12 protein-coding genes are annotated in these 14,916 nt (G+C 58.1%); 4 read left to right on the top strand and 8 right to left on the bottom strand.

What is annotated here, in order from left to right:
* Positions 1-22 precede the first annotated feature (22 nt).
* Positions 23-2,176, top strand: a complete 2,154-nt coding sequence (locus tag EH31_RS13970; RefSeq protein ID WP_034961443.1) for a TonB-dependent receptor — start codon at positions 23-25, stop codon at positions 2,174-2,176.
* 141 nt (positions 2,177-2,317) lie between these two features.
* On the opposite strand, the gene EH31_RS13965 is transcribed toward EH31_RS13970, so the two are convergent.
* From EH31_RS13965 to dcd, 3 genes are all read right to left on the bottom strand, one after another.
* Entirely contained in the window at positions 2,318-3,493 is a 1,176-nt protein-coding gene (locus EH31_RS13965; protein WP_034961441.1) for a saccharopine dehydrogenase family protein, read from the bottom strand.
* 302 nt (positions 3,494-3,795) lie between these two features.
* A complete protein-coding gene (locus EH31_RS13960) occupies positions 3,796-4,581 on the bottom strand; it encodes a thioesterase family protein (protein WP_161782153.1) in 786 nt (261 codons plus the stop codon).
* Positions 4,582-4,597: 16 nt separating this feature from the next.
* Positions 4,598-5,152 (bottom strand): dCTP deaminase, encoded by a 555-nt coding sequence (gene dcd / locus EH31_RS13955; protein ID WP_034961438.1) that lies wholly within the window; start codon positions 5,150-5,152, stop codon positions 4,598-4,600.
* On the opposite strand from dcd, the gene EH31_RS13950 reads away from it, so the two are divergent.
* A complete protein-coding gene (locus EH31_RS13950) occupies positions 5,151-5,999 on the top strand; it encodes a class I SAM-dependent methyltransferase (RefSeq protein ID WP_241765936.1) in 849 nt (282 codons plus the stop codon). The genes dcd and EH31_RS13950 overlap by 2 nt on opposite strands.
* A 29-nt stretch (positions 6,000-6,028) precedes the next feature.
* Here the strand turns inward: EH31_RS13950 and EH31_RS13945 are convergent, their stop codons facing one another.
* Together EH31_RS13945 and putA are read right to left on the bottom strand one after the other, a co-directional pair.
* Positions 6,029-6,568 (bottom strand): hypothetical protein, encoded by a 540-nt coding sequence (locus EH31_RS13945; protein ID WP_034961436.1) that lies wholly within the window; start codon positions 6,566-6,568, stop codon positions 6,029-6,031.
* Positions 6,569-6,613: 45 nt separating this feature from the next.
* Positions 6,614-9,799 (bottom strand): bifunctional proline dehydrogenase/L-glutamate gamma-semialdehyde dehydrogenase PutA, encoded by a 3,186-nt coding sequence (putA, locus tag EH31_RS13940; RefSeq protein WP_034961434.1) that lies wholly within the window; start codon positions 9,797-9,799, stop codon positions 6,614-6,616.
* Positions 9,800-10,016: 217 nt separating this feature from the next.
* Here putA and EH31_RS13935 point away from each other — a divergent pair, with 217 nt between their 5' ends.
* Positions 10,017-10,310, top strand: a complete 294-nt coding sequence (locus EH31_RS13935) for a YciI family protein (RefSeq protein WP_034961432.1) — start codon at positions 10,017-10,019, stop codon at positions 10,308-10,310.
* Positions 10,311-10,313: 3 nt separating this feature from the next.
* Here the strand turns inward: EH31_RS13935 and EH31_RS13930 are convergent, their stop codons facing one another.
* The 3 genes from EH31_RS13930 to EH31_RS13920 are packed head-to-tail and all read right to left on the bottom strand — an operon-like array spanning position 10,314 to position 13,217.
* Positions 10,314-11,573: a M24 family metallopeptidase gene (locus EH31_RS13930; protein WP_034961429.1), complete on the bottom strand. Its 1,260-nt coding sequence runs from the start codon at positions 11,571-11,573 to the stop codon at positions 10,314-10,316.
* Positions 11,574-11,583: 10 nt separating this feature from the next.
* Positions 11,584-12,459 carry an S-methyl-5'-thioadenosine phosphorylase gene (gene mtnP, locus EH31_RS13925; protein WP_034961427.1) on the bottom strand — a complete coding sequence of 292 codons (876 nt, stop codon included), beginning with the start codon at positions 12,457-12,459 and terminating at the stop codon, positions 11,584-11,586.
* A 41-nt stretch (positions 12,460-12,500) separates the two neighbouring features.
* Entirely contained in the window at positions 12,501-13,217 is a 717-nt protein-coding gene (locus tag EH31_RS13920) for a glutathione S-transferase family protein (RefSeq protein WP_034961425.1), read from the bottom strand.
* A gap of 199 nt (positions 13,218-13,416) precedes the next feature.
* On the opposite strand from EH31_RS13920, the gene EH31_RS13915 reads away from it, so the two are divergent.
* On the top strand, positions 13,417-14,844 hold the full coding sequence (locus tag EH31_RS13915; RefSeq protein ID WP_034961422.1) for an aldehyde dehydrogenase family protein: 1,428 nt from the start codon (positions 13,417-13,419) through the stop codon (positions 14,842-14,844).
* Positions 14,845-14,916: the final 72 nt, after the last annotated feature.

Below are 14,916 nucleotides of genomic sequence, written 5' to 3'. Positions count from 1 at the left end.
ATTGAAGGCTGATACGACCCCCATGAAGACCCTGACCTCTCCCCTCGCGGTTGCAACTGTCCTCTCATTCGCTTTGACCGCCGCGCCTGCGCTCGCGGAAACTAGTGGCGAGGGCGAAGCTGCGACCAATCGTCCGCTTTCGCCTGCTATTATCAATATTGGCAGCAATATCATCGTCTCAGCCGAAGGGCTTGAAGAGCTCGACTTTATTGCCGGGCAGGACGTTCTTGAAGAGGAGGACATTCAGGAAAATCTCGACGGGCAAATTGGTGAATTGCTCGACAAGCTCCCCGGTGTATCGGCCACCAGTTTTACGCCCGGTGCCTCTCGCCCGATCCTGCGCGGGCAGGATGGCGAGCGCGTTCGGGTTATGGTCGACGGGCTTGGCACGGCTGATGTGGCGAATACGTCGGCTGACCACGCAACCTCGATTGACCCCCTGACGGTCAAGCGCATCGAAGTTCTGCGCGGACCCGCAGCTTTGCTTTACGGCAGTCAGGCATTGGGCGGCGTCGTCAATGTGCAGGACCGCCGCATTCCAACCGAAGTCCCCGAAGACGGCCTGCGGCTCGACGCGCTGACCGCGTTTGACACGGTGAGCAACCTTCGCAGCGGCGGTGCCTCGCTTGATGTGGCCCTTGGCGACATGTTCGTGGTTCACGTCGATGGCTCCTATCGTGAGACTGATGATCTTGAGATCCCGGGCTTTCAGCTCACCGATGATTTGCGCGCTGACCTTCTTGCCGATGCGGCTGAAGAAGAGGAAGAAGGCGAATTGGAAGAAGCGGCAGAGCTTCGCGAGGCGGCGGCTCAGGAAGGGTTCCTCCCCAACAGCGCAACCGAAACCTACACCTTTAATGGCGGCATTGGCGTGATCCTTGGCGATACAACTTTTGGCGCGTCGGCCGGATATTACGACACCTTCTATGGCATCGTTGGCAACCCTGAAGGCGGCCATCACCATGGTGAAGAAGGCGAGGGCGGCGCAGAAGAAGAGGGCGAGGAGGAAGAGACGGTTTCCATCGGTCTTGAGCAATGGCGCTTTGACTTCAGAGGCGACATCGCTCTTGGCGGCGGGTTCGCGGAACGGTTGAAGGTGCGCGCGGGCTATTCCGACTACACCCACACCGAATTTGAGGGCAGCGAAGTTGGCACGGTTTTCGAGACCGAAACCTTCGAAGCGCGCGCTGAGCTTATCCAGTCGGGCGGGGGTGTGATCGGCGTTCAATTTACCTCGCGTGATTTTGAAGCGGTGGGCGAAGAGGCGTTTGTTGCGCCCAATGAAACGACGCAGCTTGCGCTTTTCACTGTGCAGGAAATCGACCTTGGCGGCGTTCAGATCGAGGCGGCGGGCCGGTATGAGCGGGTTGATGTCAATTCTGATACCGTTGGCGTAGAGCGCGACTTTAACCTGTTTTCCGGAGCGGTTTCGGTTGTCTCCGAACTCCAGGATGATCTGGGCCGGATTGGTGTCACCTTGTCGCGTTCCGAGCGTGCGCCTGCGGGCGAAGAGCTGTTTGCCAATGGCCCGCATATCGCAACGCAAGCCTTCGAGATTGGCGATCCAAACCTGGGCATTGAAAGCGCATGGGGCCTTGAGGCGTTCACCCGCATCAACGTGGGCGGTGCTGCGATTAATCTGGCTGCCTTCTATCAAAAGTTTGACGACTACATCTTCCTCAATCCAACGGGCGAAGAAGAGGATGATCTGCCTGTGTTCGAGTTCCTCCAGTCTGATGCCCAGTTTTACGGTTTTGAGGCGGATGCGACCGTTCCTCTGGTGGAAAGCGATGGCTTTGATCTGTCGGCTGACCTTCGTGCCTCTTACGTCAAAGCAAACCTTTCCGGGACACGCGGCGGGGATGTTCCGCGTATTCCGCCATTGAGCCTCCTTGGCGCGCTTGAGGCGGATGTGGACGCCTTCAACGTGCGCGGCGAAGTGCAATATACCGACGGCAAGTCAGGCACCGAGGGTCTTGAAACAGCGACTGACAATTTCACTTTCGTTAATCTCTACCTCTCGTGGCGTCCGCTAGAGAACAATCAGAACGTCGTCCTGCAACTCGCGGGCGAGAACCTGTTTGATGCAACCGGTCGTCGCCATTCCAGCTTTACCAAGGATTTTGTCACGCTTCCGGGCCGCAATATCCGGTTGAGTGCACGGGTTAGCTTCTAAGCCGCCCTGTAGGAAAGCCAAGCGCATACGAAAAAAGGGGCCTGCCGATCCGATCGGCGGGCCCCCTTTAAAAAGGGGCCCTGCCGATCCGATCGGCGGGCCCCTTTTGCTTTGTCTTAAATGCCTAGATCAATTCGCCAGTTAATTCTCGGCAGCAAACTGGATCTCTGCGTGTTCTTGCAGGCGATCGACGAGCGCTTCGCCCAGGAACGAGCCCGGTGTGCCAATGCCGCCTTTTGCATCGCTGTGAAGCAGCGCAATGCCGGTTTCGGCCAGCATCCGGCTGGTTGAGCCGTAGCCTGGATCATACTTGCCTTTGACGCCAAAGTGCAGGTTTTCGCCAGCTGGGCCCTCTGCCACGAACAGCACATTGTAAAAACCGTTCTCGCGCTCTTCCGCGCTTGGCCCTTCGCCCGGTTTAGGCGGTTTTGCGCCGAACGGGTTTTTCATCATCTCAACCGCGGCCTCGGCCATCTTCTTGCCCGCTTCGCCGGGGCTGGTCAGCATCATTTCATCGTACTGGAAGTCTTCGCCATAAGGGTGCCCCAACAGAAAGTTGGTGCGGTGCACGTTCTTTGTGTTGATCGGGGCCATGACAAAAGGCGCCGCCCATTTGTCGAGGTCCGCCTCATACATCGGCACCATGCCGGTGGGCTGGCTTGCCCCCTTGAACCCTTCTGCCAAGGCAAACGGATCGCGCAGCACGTTGATGACGCCGGGGTTTTTGGCCGCCGCTTTCATCGTTGCGCCAAGGCTTGCCGCAGTCCCGCCAGAGAATGTGCCCGCCATCGCCCGCACACGCCCGCGAATTTTCTTGGCAGGTGCGCCAAAGCGTTCCTTGGCGACCTTCTGCGTCATCAAAACGCCGAGGTCGAAGGGGATGGAATCGAACCCGCTTGAGAAACAGATGCGCGCACCCGACGCCTTGGCCGCTTCGCCATGCTCGGCGATCTTTTCGGCCATCCACGCAGGCTCTCCGCAAAGGTCGGCGTAATCGGTGCCGGTTTTCACACAGGCCGCGACCAGCTTGTCGCCATACATCTGGTATGGGCCAACGGTGGTGAGGACGACTTTGGTGCGCTTGCACATCGCTTCAAGGTCAGCAGGGTCATCGGCATTAGCAACCACCAAAGGCGTATCGGCAGGCGCTCCGATTTCGTCGCGCACCGCCTCGAGCTTGTCCTGTGAACGGCCCGCCATCGCCCATTTGGGCGCGTCATCGCGGCTGCCGTAGTGTTGGTCGAGATATTCGGCGACCAAGCGTCCGGTGTATCCGGTTGCGCCATAGACGATGATGTCAAACTCGGTATCGCTCATGTGGGTTCTCCTTGAATTTGTTTCATCACCTAGGCGGTTGTGCTCGATTTGCCACCTTTTACAGGCGCGTTTTTTGCCGGATGAGCCGGTTTTGCGATTGGTGCCCCATGGATCCTATTAGACACATGTGTCTCATAGGATCGATGCGAAATTCTCTAAATCATTGATATTAATAGCCTTAACCTCTTAACCCTATGAGACACTTTGCCATAAAAATTTGACGCCCGAAGATCGGTGCACGAGCGCCGCAGGCAGGTTTAACGCCGCAAGGCGGTGTAGGAAAATGTTCCGGGGTCCTGACCCTACGCGCGAGGGATGCGCGGCAAAACGCCGGTCTGGCTGGAGAGGGCGAGCAGCTGTCCATCCTCGCCAAAGTACCGCGCGCTGCCATGCACCACGCCACGATCAAAGGCTGCATAATCGGTTACGGACAACACCCATCCGGGAGGCGCGGACTGGACGAAACGGAAGGTTGCATCCAGGCTTGAACCGCCTGCCGTTTTCGGGTGACCGCCAAGGAAGAAATCGGAGACAATCGCCAGCCAGCCTGCGCTGTTTTCGAATCCTGAGGCGTTGCGGCTCCAGACGCAGATATCGCCTGTGTCAAAGTCTTGCGCAGCGAGTCGCATTTCAACCTGATCGTGCAACGCGCCCGGCGCGCCCCACGCAGGGCCGCCCATGGGCTCGCATTCGTCAGGTCGTGGCACATCGGGCATCTTGGCAAATATGTGCTTTTCGCTCGGTTCGCGCGCGCCCAGACTTGCGCTTACCCGGTGGGTTGGGCGTCCATTGACGTGCGCATCTGCCATCCATTGCCCGACCGATTGCCCGCCGCCGCATTGTGAGGCTGTGATATGCAGCTCTTCGGCGTGCTGGGTGGGGCTTAAAAACTGGATATTGGCCCAAAGGATCGGCTGTCCGCTTGCCAGCTCCATCGCATCGATGATTGCCGCCAATGCGACCCCGCCCATGATATGCGGCGCGCCTTCTGGCCCGACGGTCGCAGGCGGCATGACGGGCAAAGTGTATGCCCCTTCCCGCCCGCTGTCGGAGGGCACAACACGCCAGAATGGAAAGCCCGCCGACACCCCTACAACCTTGGCCCTACAGCCGCGGCAGCGTCACGCCGCGCTGACCCATATATTTGCCTGCCCTGTCGGCATAGGTGACCTCCGGCCGTTCGTTGCCTTTAAGGAACAGGAACTGGCACGCGCCTTCGTTGGCGTAGATTTTCGCAGGCAGCGGCGTCGTGTTCGAAAATTCCAGCGTCACATGACCTTCCCAGCCCGGCTCAAGCGGGGTCACATTCACGATAATCCCGCAGCGCGCATAGGTGCTCTTGCCAAGGCAGATGACCAGCACGTCTTCGGGGATGCGGAAATATTCGACCGTCCGTGCCAAGGCAAAGGAGTTGGGCGGGATGATACAGACATCGGTTTCCCGGTCGACCAGGCTTTCAGCGTCAAAGCTTTTGGGATCGACCGTTGCCGAGTTCACATTGGTGAAAATCTTGAATTCGGGCGCGACCCGCGCGTCATAGCCAAACGAGCTAAGCCCGTAAGAAATCACACCCTCGCGGCGTTGCGCTTCGACGAACGGCTCGATCATGCCGTGTTGCTGCGCTTGTTCGCGAATCCATTTGTCTGATAAAATTGCCATGCATGGATTGATTCCGGAAGGCGGCGGACACGGCAAGGCGGGCAGCGCACTTATCCGGATGAGTCTGTTGGACGGGTGCAGGCAGCGGCCTGTCGGATGTGCGGTCGATTGCACCTTCACAGGCGCTTTTTTACAGTCCATTGCACGGTCCAAGACACAGGTGCTACCGCTTGGCGGGGCCCAAAATCGACAAGGATACACACAAGGCATGACTGGCAATATCAGCGCAAAATCGGTCGCTCGCGGTACGCGGCGCGGCACTGCGCGGCTTACTGGCAAGCTGCTTGGATCCTTTGGCGTGTTTTTGCAGGGCGCGATTGAAAACCCCGGAATGGTGGGCGCTCTTTTCCCTTCTTCCAAAGCGACGGTTCAAGGCATGCTGCAATTGGTTGATTGGAAGGGTTGCAAAGTTGTTGTCGAATATGGGCCGGGCATCGGCACTTTTACGCGGCCCATTCTCGAGCTTTTGCCAGCAGATGCGCGGCTTATCGCGATTGATACCAACGCCCACTTTATCGATCATCTCAAAGACACGATCCGCGACCCACGCTTCAAAGCGGTTTTGGGGTCTGCTGCTGATGTAGAGGCGATTGTGGGCGCGGCCGGATTTGGCAAGGCGGACATTGTTATATCGGGATTGCCGTTCTCTGGCCTGCCTGAACCCCTGGCAAAATCCATTGTCGAGGCAAGTTACCGCGTGCTCAAACCGGGCGGCGGGTTTTTGACCTATCAATACCGCCTGATCGCGCGCCGTTTGACCGAAGCTGTGTTTGACCGGATCGACACAAAGGTGATGTGGGCAAATATGCCTCCCAACAACCTCACGTGGGGTTGGAAGGCAGCTTGAGGCTGCGGGGCTGGAGGGCAGCTTAGAGCCTACTTGATCCGCGCAGCACCGAGTTCTGGATTAAGCCCGGTGACATGGTTCAGCCATCTCTTCGGGCGGCGCAGCATATTGCTGGGATATTCGACCTTCAGCCCCAGAATTTTTGCCATTTCGCCCACGAAATGGATGCAATTGCGCGACCCAAGGCTGTAGCGTTTGCCCGGCTCATTCTTCCATTTGCGTACTTCTTCGACGATCTGGAAATACTGCTTATCGCTAAGCTTGAGCGAGAAATGGCGGTTGGTTTTGCGGATGTATTCATCCTTCTCGACATAAACCATATGCGCTGCCCACCCACCCAAAACGGCCGCGGTCGAGCTTTGAGCAGAAAAGCCATAGTTCTCCTCGATCACCCTGCCATCAGCCTCCAGCGTTCCGTCGAGCACGATAAAGGTGTGCGGATACCGCCCGAAAACAGAGCCGTTGAAGGAGTGGAAATGAATTTCCACCGCGGCCATGGCAGCAGGGCCTGAAAGAAGAGCGAAAAGAGCAAGAAGCGGGGCGATAAGCCGGGTAAGAGCGCGCGTCATAATCCGCCTTTTATCGCCATAAATTCGACCCCTTGCAAGACGGGTTTACAAGCTTGCCAAAAGGGTCGCGTTTCCGCCTGCCGCCGTTGTGTCGGTGCAGGTCACCCGCTCTGTCGCAAAGCGCGCCAGATAATGCGGCCCACCTGCCTTGGGCCCAGTGCCCGACAGGCCCTCTCCGCCAAATGGCTGGCTTTCGACAATCGCGCCGATCTGGTTGCGGTTGATATACATATTGCCGACCCGCGCATGGGCCTGAACAAAGCGATGGGTGGCCTCGATCCGGCTGTGGAGGCCAAGGGTGAGGCCGTATCCGGTCGCGTTGATGTCCTGAATAACGCGGGGCAAATCCTTCCCCTTGAACCGCACGATGTGGAGGATGGGGCCAAAATTCTCGCGTTTCAAATCAAGGATAGAACCGATTTCCATGATTGCGGGCGCAACAAAGCATCCCTTGGCGGCAAATTCGCCCAATTCACGCTTCCACACTGTCACGCCCGAAGATTCGCGCCGGGCGATGTGGCGTTCCAGCGCGGCCTGCGCGTCGCGGTCAATCACTGGACCCACGTCGGTGGAGAGGTCCGCCGGATCGCCAATGGTCAGCGCATCAAACCCGCCCCGGATCATTGTGATCATGTCATCGGCGATATCGTCCTGAAGATACAGCACGCGAAGCGCCGAACACCGCTGTCCCGCGCTCTGGAAGGACGAGGCAAGCACATCGCGCACCACCTGTTCTGGCAGTGCGGATGAATCGACGATCATCGCGTTTTGTCCGCCTGTCTCTGCGATCAGGGTCGCAATCGGTCCATCGCGCGATGCCAGCGTGCGGTTGATCGCCTGGGCGGTTTCGGTTGACCCTGTAAACGCAACGCCCGCAAGCCGGGGATCGCTGGTAATCATTTGCCCGACATCGCCTGCGCCCGGAAGCAATTGCAGCGCCTCTGGCGGGATGCCCGCCTCATGGCACAGTTTCACCGCAAGGGCCGCGATCAGCGGCGTTTGTTCAGCAGGCTTTGCGATCACCGCATTACCAGCGGCCAGCGCTGCCGAGGCCATGCCGATGAAGATGGCGAGCGGGAAATTCCACGGCGAAATCGTTGCAAACACGCCGCGCCCGTGAAGGCTTAAGACGTTGTCCTCACCCGTTGGTCCGGGAAGCTGGATCGGGGTTTCGAACTGCCGCCGCGCTTCGCCTGCGTAATAGCGCAGGAAATCGACCGCCTCGCGCAGTTCGGCGACCCCATCAAGCAGCGTCTTGCCCGCTTCGCGCTGACACAGCGAGAGGAATTCGGGCGTGTGCGCTTCGAACAGATCGGCCGCTTCTTCCAGGAGAAGCGCGCGCTTGTCCCCGCCTAGCGCATCCCAACCCGGTTGAATTTCGACAGCCCGCGCAAAGGCGGCATCCACCTCTTCGGCCGTACTGTCGCGCCTCGTGCCGACCTCTACTGACAGGTCATGCGGCATGGTGATCGGCGCGATTTCGCCCGCATCATCAGCGGGAAAAGTCGGCTCTGCGTGCCAGCTCAATTGCTCAAGCTCTTTGAGCTGTGCCTGCAAGGGGGCAAGCACCAGAGGATCGGACAGATCGACCCCAGCGCTATTCAGCCTTGCGCCCAGAATATCTTCGGGCAGCAATATCACAGGATTGCGCAAGGTTGAGCGCCGCTCCAGCTCCTCCATCGGATCGCGCACCAGATCTTCGGCGGCAAATTCGGCATCGCCCATACGGTTCACAAAGCTGGTGTTTGCCCCGTTCTCAAGCAACCGCCGAACGAGGTATGCGAGCAGTTCCTTATGCCCGCCTACAGGGGCATAAATCCGAACCGGCGTGGGGTTATTGCCCTCTAATTTGGAAAGCGCCTGATACAGCTCTTCGCCCATGCCGTGGAGGCGTTGAAATTCGAACGGTTTGTATTTTGGTTGGCCTACCGCTTCGCTACTTGAGGCCGGGATGCGAGCAAGCTCCTTCACCACCGCAACAGAATTGGCGTTGTGCGTCGCAAAGGCGGGGTAGATCACATCGTCATGTTCAAACAATCGCACCGCGCAGGCGAGGTAGGACACATCGGTTGCAACCTTACGGGTAAAGACCGGATAGTCGGTAAACCCGCCAACCTGGCTGAGCTTTATCTCCGCGTCCCAATAGGCCCCTTTGACAAGGCGCACGAACAGTTTGCGGCCATGGCGGCGGGCCAGTTTGGCGATCCAGTCGCACAAGGGAACGCCGCGTTTTTGATAGGCCTGTATTGCAAGACCAAAGCCTTCCCATGCGGTGCCATCCGCGCGCCGGAAGAGATCATCATCCGCGATCAGCTCCTCGATAATATCAAGGGAAAGCTCAAGGCGTTCGGCCTCTTCTGCATCAATGGTGAAATGGATGTTGGCATCACGCGCCTTTACCGCCAGATCGCGGACAATCGGCACAATGTCACGGCGGGCCTGATCAGCATGGAGATAGCTGTATTTGGGGTGCAATGCCGAAAGCTTGACCGAAATGCCCGGTGATGTGCTGATATTGCCCGAAGCCTCTGTCGAAAGCCGCTCAATCGCGCGTTCGTACGATGCGCGGTATTTCTCCGCATCATCGAAGGTCATCGCCGCCTCGCCCAGCATATCAAAGCTGTGGGTGATGCCTTTGGCGCGTTCAGGCGCGGCGCGTTTGAGCGCCTCATTCATATCGCGGCCAAACACGAATTGACCGCCCAAAATGCGCATCGCCTGCAAGGTGGCGGTGCGGACCACAGGTTCACCCAGACGATTGACAGCGCGCTTCAAGGTGGAGCCCATGCCGCGCTGCTGCGCTTCGGGTTGCTCCAACACTTCGCCCGTCATCATCAGCGAAAAGGTCGCAGCGTTCACAAAGGTGGACGAGCTTTCGCCCAGATGCTCACCCCAATCGATATCGCCGATCTTGTCGCGAATAAGCGCATCAGCGGTCGCATTGTCGGGCACACGAAGGAGCGCTTCTGCCAAACACATCAGCGCAATGCCTTCTTCTGTATCGAGGCCGTATTGCTGAAGGAATGCGTCGATCCCGCTGGCTTTGTGAGCGCGGGCGCCTTCGATCAATTTGACCGCAAGGCCCGCTGCCTCGTCTGTGACTTTTCGCGCAGGGGCTGCCTGTTTCAACCGTTCGCGAATGCACGCTTCTTCTTCTGCGCGGTACGCAAGGCGCAGATCGCTTCGATCGAGCGATTGAAAGGAGGGTTTGGTCAGATCGGTCGTGGCCATATGTTTGTAAGAGCATCCGAGTTGAGTCGGGGCGTCTTGCGCCCTTTAAATCGCCTGTGCCCCCGTCGCCTTTGACAATCAAGCGAAGTCGATTGCCGGCCCCTTTTGCGGACCCCGCTCTCGCTGGTGAAAAACTATCCTTGATCGCCCCTACTTGAAGGCGGTGATGTGTGTGATAATGGCGTGAGAACGCCCACACCCAGCTGGAGAGACACGCATGGCCTTGTTCTGCTTTTATTGCCGCGATGGCGAAGACAGCGAAACCTTGCGCGCCCTTCATTTGAAAGAGCAGCGCAAGCATATGGCGGAGCATTCCGAAAACTATCTTGCCGCTGGACCGCTTACCAACAAGCAGGGCGAATTTGTGGGTTCGCTGCTGATTATCGAGGCCGAGGATGAGACATCCGCGCGCGCGATGGTCAATGATGATCCCTATGTCACCGGCGGCGTGTGGCAGTCGATCCGGGTCGACAAGTTTGAGCCTGTGAAGGGCCGCTGGAAAGACCGGTAAGGCCTACAGGTTCATGGGGTTCTCGATAGAGATCGAGCGCTCGGAAAACAGCTTTGGTCCCGCGTCGGTCATGTAGATGCAATCCTCTGATCGCACGCCGAATTTGCCCGGCAGATAGATACCCGGCTCGTTCGAGAAACACATGCCAGCGGCAATCGGGGTCTCGTTACCGCGCACCACAAACTGGTCTTCGTGAATGTCCATCCCGATCCCGTGGCCGGTGCGGTGGGATAGGCCGGGGGTTTTGTAATCCGGGCCAAAGCCTTCGCTTTCGTAGTAAGCACGCACCGCATCGTCGATTGCGCCAAATGATCCGCCGACCTGCGCCATTTCCATAACGATATCCTGGCCTTTGCGCACAATGTTCCAGACGCGGGTTTGCTCGGCATTGGCCTCGCCATGCACCCACGTGCGCGAGATGTCGGATTTATAGCCATGCACATCACAGCCGCAGTCCATCAGGATGACTTCGCCTCTCGCCACTTCATAGACTTTCTTCGAGCCATGGGGATAAGCGCTCGCCTCTCCTACTTGCGCAGAGGAGAAGGTTGGCTGTGCGCCAAGTGCAAGGGTCACCTCATTCATCATCGCGCCGATTTCACTGCCGACCATGCCCGCCTGCACCTGAGGGTAAACCTCGCGATAGGCAGCCATGGTGATGTCGTTCGCCGCTTGCATGAGCGCGATTTCCTGGGCGCTTTTGATCTGGCGAAGGCTGGCGACAATCGGGGTTGCCGAAACGACCTCGCGCCCGCCGCCGTCTTTTTTCAGGCCATCTGCAACAAAGTGCCGCACCGTACGCTCAAGCCCGATGGAACGCTCGCTTGGCTGACCTTCGAACACGCTGGCGATGAGGGCGGTTGGGCTTTCATGCTCGTCCCATGTGCGCACTTCCATTGGCATGACCATAAGCTCTGCCAATTTGCTCGCTTCGAACGCCGGGGTGATGACGACAGGGTCGCTGTCTGCGGGTATTACCAGCGCGGTTAGCCTGCTGCCGCGCCCCCAGCCAAGGCCCGAGAAATACATCATCGAAGTGCCAGCCTCGACGACAATTCCGGCCATGTTATGGGCCTGCATCATGCCTTGCGCCGCCGAAATGCGCGCGGCGCGTTCTTCATTGGTGATCGGTGGCGGAATGGTGATGGCACCGGGGGCAGGGGAATCGCTCGCAGCCTTCGCCGTGCCCGCCACGCCATAAGGCACAGCACCCGCTGCAACACCCAGCGCTCCATATTGCAAAATGTCACGCCGGGTCGTCATAACCGATTTCCTATTTTGATTTGAGCACTCGCCCTGCCACCGCATCAAGCTTTGCCAAAAGCGCTGGATCGCGCTCGTTGGGGGCGGTGATGATGCTCTCGTCGAGGCAGGTATCGATGGGGGAAGCTTTGCGCGTTTTGGGCAGGGCCTTGATGAAATTCAGCACCGCCTTGCGGGCCAAAGCGCCATTGGCTTTCATCTGCTTGAGCACTGCGGCGACGTCGACCGCCTCTTCTTCCTCATGCCAGCAATCGTAATCGGTAGCCATGCCGATCAGCGCGTAGGGAAGCTCTGCCTCGCGCGCCAGTTTTGCCTCTGGCATGGCGGTCATGCCGATGATGTCGGCGCCCCAGGCCCGGTACATATGGCTTTCAGCGCGCGTGGAAAATTGCGGGCCTTCCATCGCGAGATAGGTCGCGCCGGTTGCCACTTTGCCCTTGGCCGCGGTCACTGCCTTCGCCGCCATTTCGGACAGGCGCGGGCAGACCGGATCGGCCATGGAGACATGCGCCACGCATCCGCTGGTGAAGAAGCTGGAGGCTCTCCCCCGCGTGTTATCAATAAACTGCTCGGCAATCGCAAAGCGGCCCGGTTCGATTTCTTCGCGAAGGGAACCGACCGCGCTTATGGCCAGAATGTCGGTGCATCCTGCGCGCTTTAACGCGTCGATGTTCGCCCGTGAATTCAGCCCGCTGGGAGAGATCGGATGCCCCCGGCCATGGCGCGGGAGAAAGCGCACTTGCACATCATCAATGCGCCCGAACAGGATTTCATCAGACGGATCGCCCCAAGGGGTTTCGAGCGCAAGCCACTGCTCATCCTCGATCCCCTCAATATCGTAAAGGCCAGAGCCTCCGATGATCCCGATGCACCAGTTTTTGGCCATAGTGTTTGGGCGTGTCCCTTCTGCGTCCCTTTGTGCAACCCTTAGGTCAGTTGGATACGCTCGGGCAAGGCTTTGCGAACAATGCCTTCTGCCTTTGCAAACGGGCCCGCGATGGAAGGGCGGGCCGTCATATGCGCATAATGCTTGGCCAAGGCCGGGTAATCGCCAAGCGGCATATCTGCGACGAGCGCGACCTGCATCATGCACGCCGTTACCGCGATATCGGCAATGGAAAGCGTGTCTTCGATAAAGAAGTCAGCATCGCCAAGCTGACCGTTCAAATAGGCAAGGATCGGCGGAAATTCATTGGCCCATGTCTCACGCGCTTTGGCGACATCGGGTTCTTTGCCTTGAACGATCGAAAAGAACACCGGCCTGAAAATGCCAAGACCGCCCGCCATCGCCAGCGTCGTATCGGCATATTCCTCAATCATCAGCGCGCGGCCATGACCATAGGCGGTTGCGCCGTAAAGCGTGGGCTCTGGATGCTTGCGATCAATATAGGCGCACATGGCGGAGCTATCGGCGATCGTGCCTGCCTCGCCCTCTGCTGAAATAGAGCGATCACGCAAAACAGGGATGCGACGCATGGGGGAAATTGCCTTGAACCAGTCAGGCATGGGCATGATACCCACCGCTTCAAAATCGAACCCGGCACCCTTTTCGATGCAGACCGCCATTGCCTTGCGCGCAAAAGGCGAGACGGGGCTGCCATAGATTACAAGGTCGTGTGCAGTTTCGCCTGGTCCATCGGTCATCACAAAATCTCCATATTTTCGCGCCACACATAACCAAGGCTTGCCACGGTGCAACGCTCACTTCACGCTTTTCATCGCTTGTACGCTTCCGTCCCGCTCCCTTCCCGCCCCTTCGATTGCAATTCGCAATTGATTTTTGCGGGCAATGGTCCACCTTGTTGGACAACACGAAAACTGAGTCTGCATGACGGAGAGAGAAATGGTCACCCAATACAAGAACCTCATCAATGGTGAGATGGTCGAAAATGGCGAATGGCTGGATGTTGTGAACCCTGCCAATGAACAGGTTATCGGCCAGGTTCCTGCGTGCGGCGCAGAAGAGCTCGACCGTGCGGTCGCCGCAGCGCGCGCCGCGTTCAAAACATGGAAAAACACTTCGCATGAGGAACGTGCAGCCGCGTGCATGGCGATTTCGGCTGCGATCAAGGACAATTCCGATGAGCTGTTCCGCCTCCTGACCGCTGAGCAGGGTAAGCCTCATGCTCAGGCGCAAGGCGAGATCTTTGGCGCGGCTGGCATTTCCAAAGCGCAATCGACGCTCAAACTCGAAGATGTGATCAACGAAGATTCAGACCAGCGCCTTTCGCGCACCCGCCGCGTGCCGGTTGGCGTTGTGGGCGGCATTGTGCCGTGGAACTTCCCATTGATGATGGCGATCCAGAAGATTGTGCCTGCGCTGATGAGCGGCTGCACGATTGTGTTGAAGCCCTCGCCCTTCACCCCGCTTACCACCCTTCGCGTCGCAGAGCTTATCGCGGACAAGGTGCCGGCTGGAACGGTCAACATCATCACCGGCGAAGATGCGCTTGGTCCGATGATCACCAGCCACCCTGGCATCGACAAGATCACCTTCACCGGATCGACCGAGACGGGCAAGAAAATCATGGAAGGCGCGTCGGCAGACCTCAAACGCATCACGCTCGAACTTGGCGGCAATGACGCCTCTATCGTTATGCCTGACGCTGATCCCAAGAAGGTGGCCGAGCAGCTTTTCTGGTCATCTTTCCAGAACGCAGGCCAGGTCTGCATCGCGGCAAAGCGCGTTTACATCCACGAAGACATCTATGATGAGCTTTCGCAGGCAATCGCGGAATATGCCAGGAATGTGAAGGTGGGTGATGGCTCTGAACAAGGGACCGGCGTTGGCCCCATCCAGAACAAGAAACAGTATGAGCGCGTGCTCGAGCTGATCGAAGATGCCAAGGACAATGGCTACAAGTTCCTGACCGGCGGGGACAAGGACCCATCGGGCACGGGCTACTATGTGCCGATCACGATCCTCGACAATCCACCAGAAGACGCGCGCATCGTTGCCGAAGAACAGTTTGGTCCGGTCATGCCTTTGATGAAGTTTTCCACCGAAGAAGAAGTGATCGAGCGCGCCAATAACTCAGAGTATGGCCTTGCTGGCGCTGTTTGGACGGCGGACACGAATAAGGGCGTCGAGATCGCCGAGAAGCTTGAAACAGGCACAGTATGGGTCAATGAATTCATGCACCTATCGCCGTTTGCGCCTTTTGGCGGGCACAAACAATCGGGCTTTGGCGCTGAATATGGTCTCGATGGCATGAAGGAATTTACCTATCCTCAAGTCATCACGATTAAGAAAGACAATGTTGTCGCTTAATCTTTAGCGCAATTTGACCTATACTACGTTTCCGGAGACGGGGTCTAGCGCGACCTAGGCCTCGTCTCTTTT

The sequence above is a fragment of the Erythrobacter longus genome (assembly GCF_000715015.1).
GTDB classification, from domain to species: Bacteria; Pseudomonadota; Alphaproteobacteria; order Sphingomonadales; family Sphingomonadaceae; genus Erythrobacter; species Erythrobacter longus.
The sequence above is the reverse complement of the archived record's forward strand: the minus strand, read 5'-3'. Positions and strand labels throughout refer to the sequence as shown.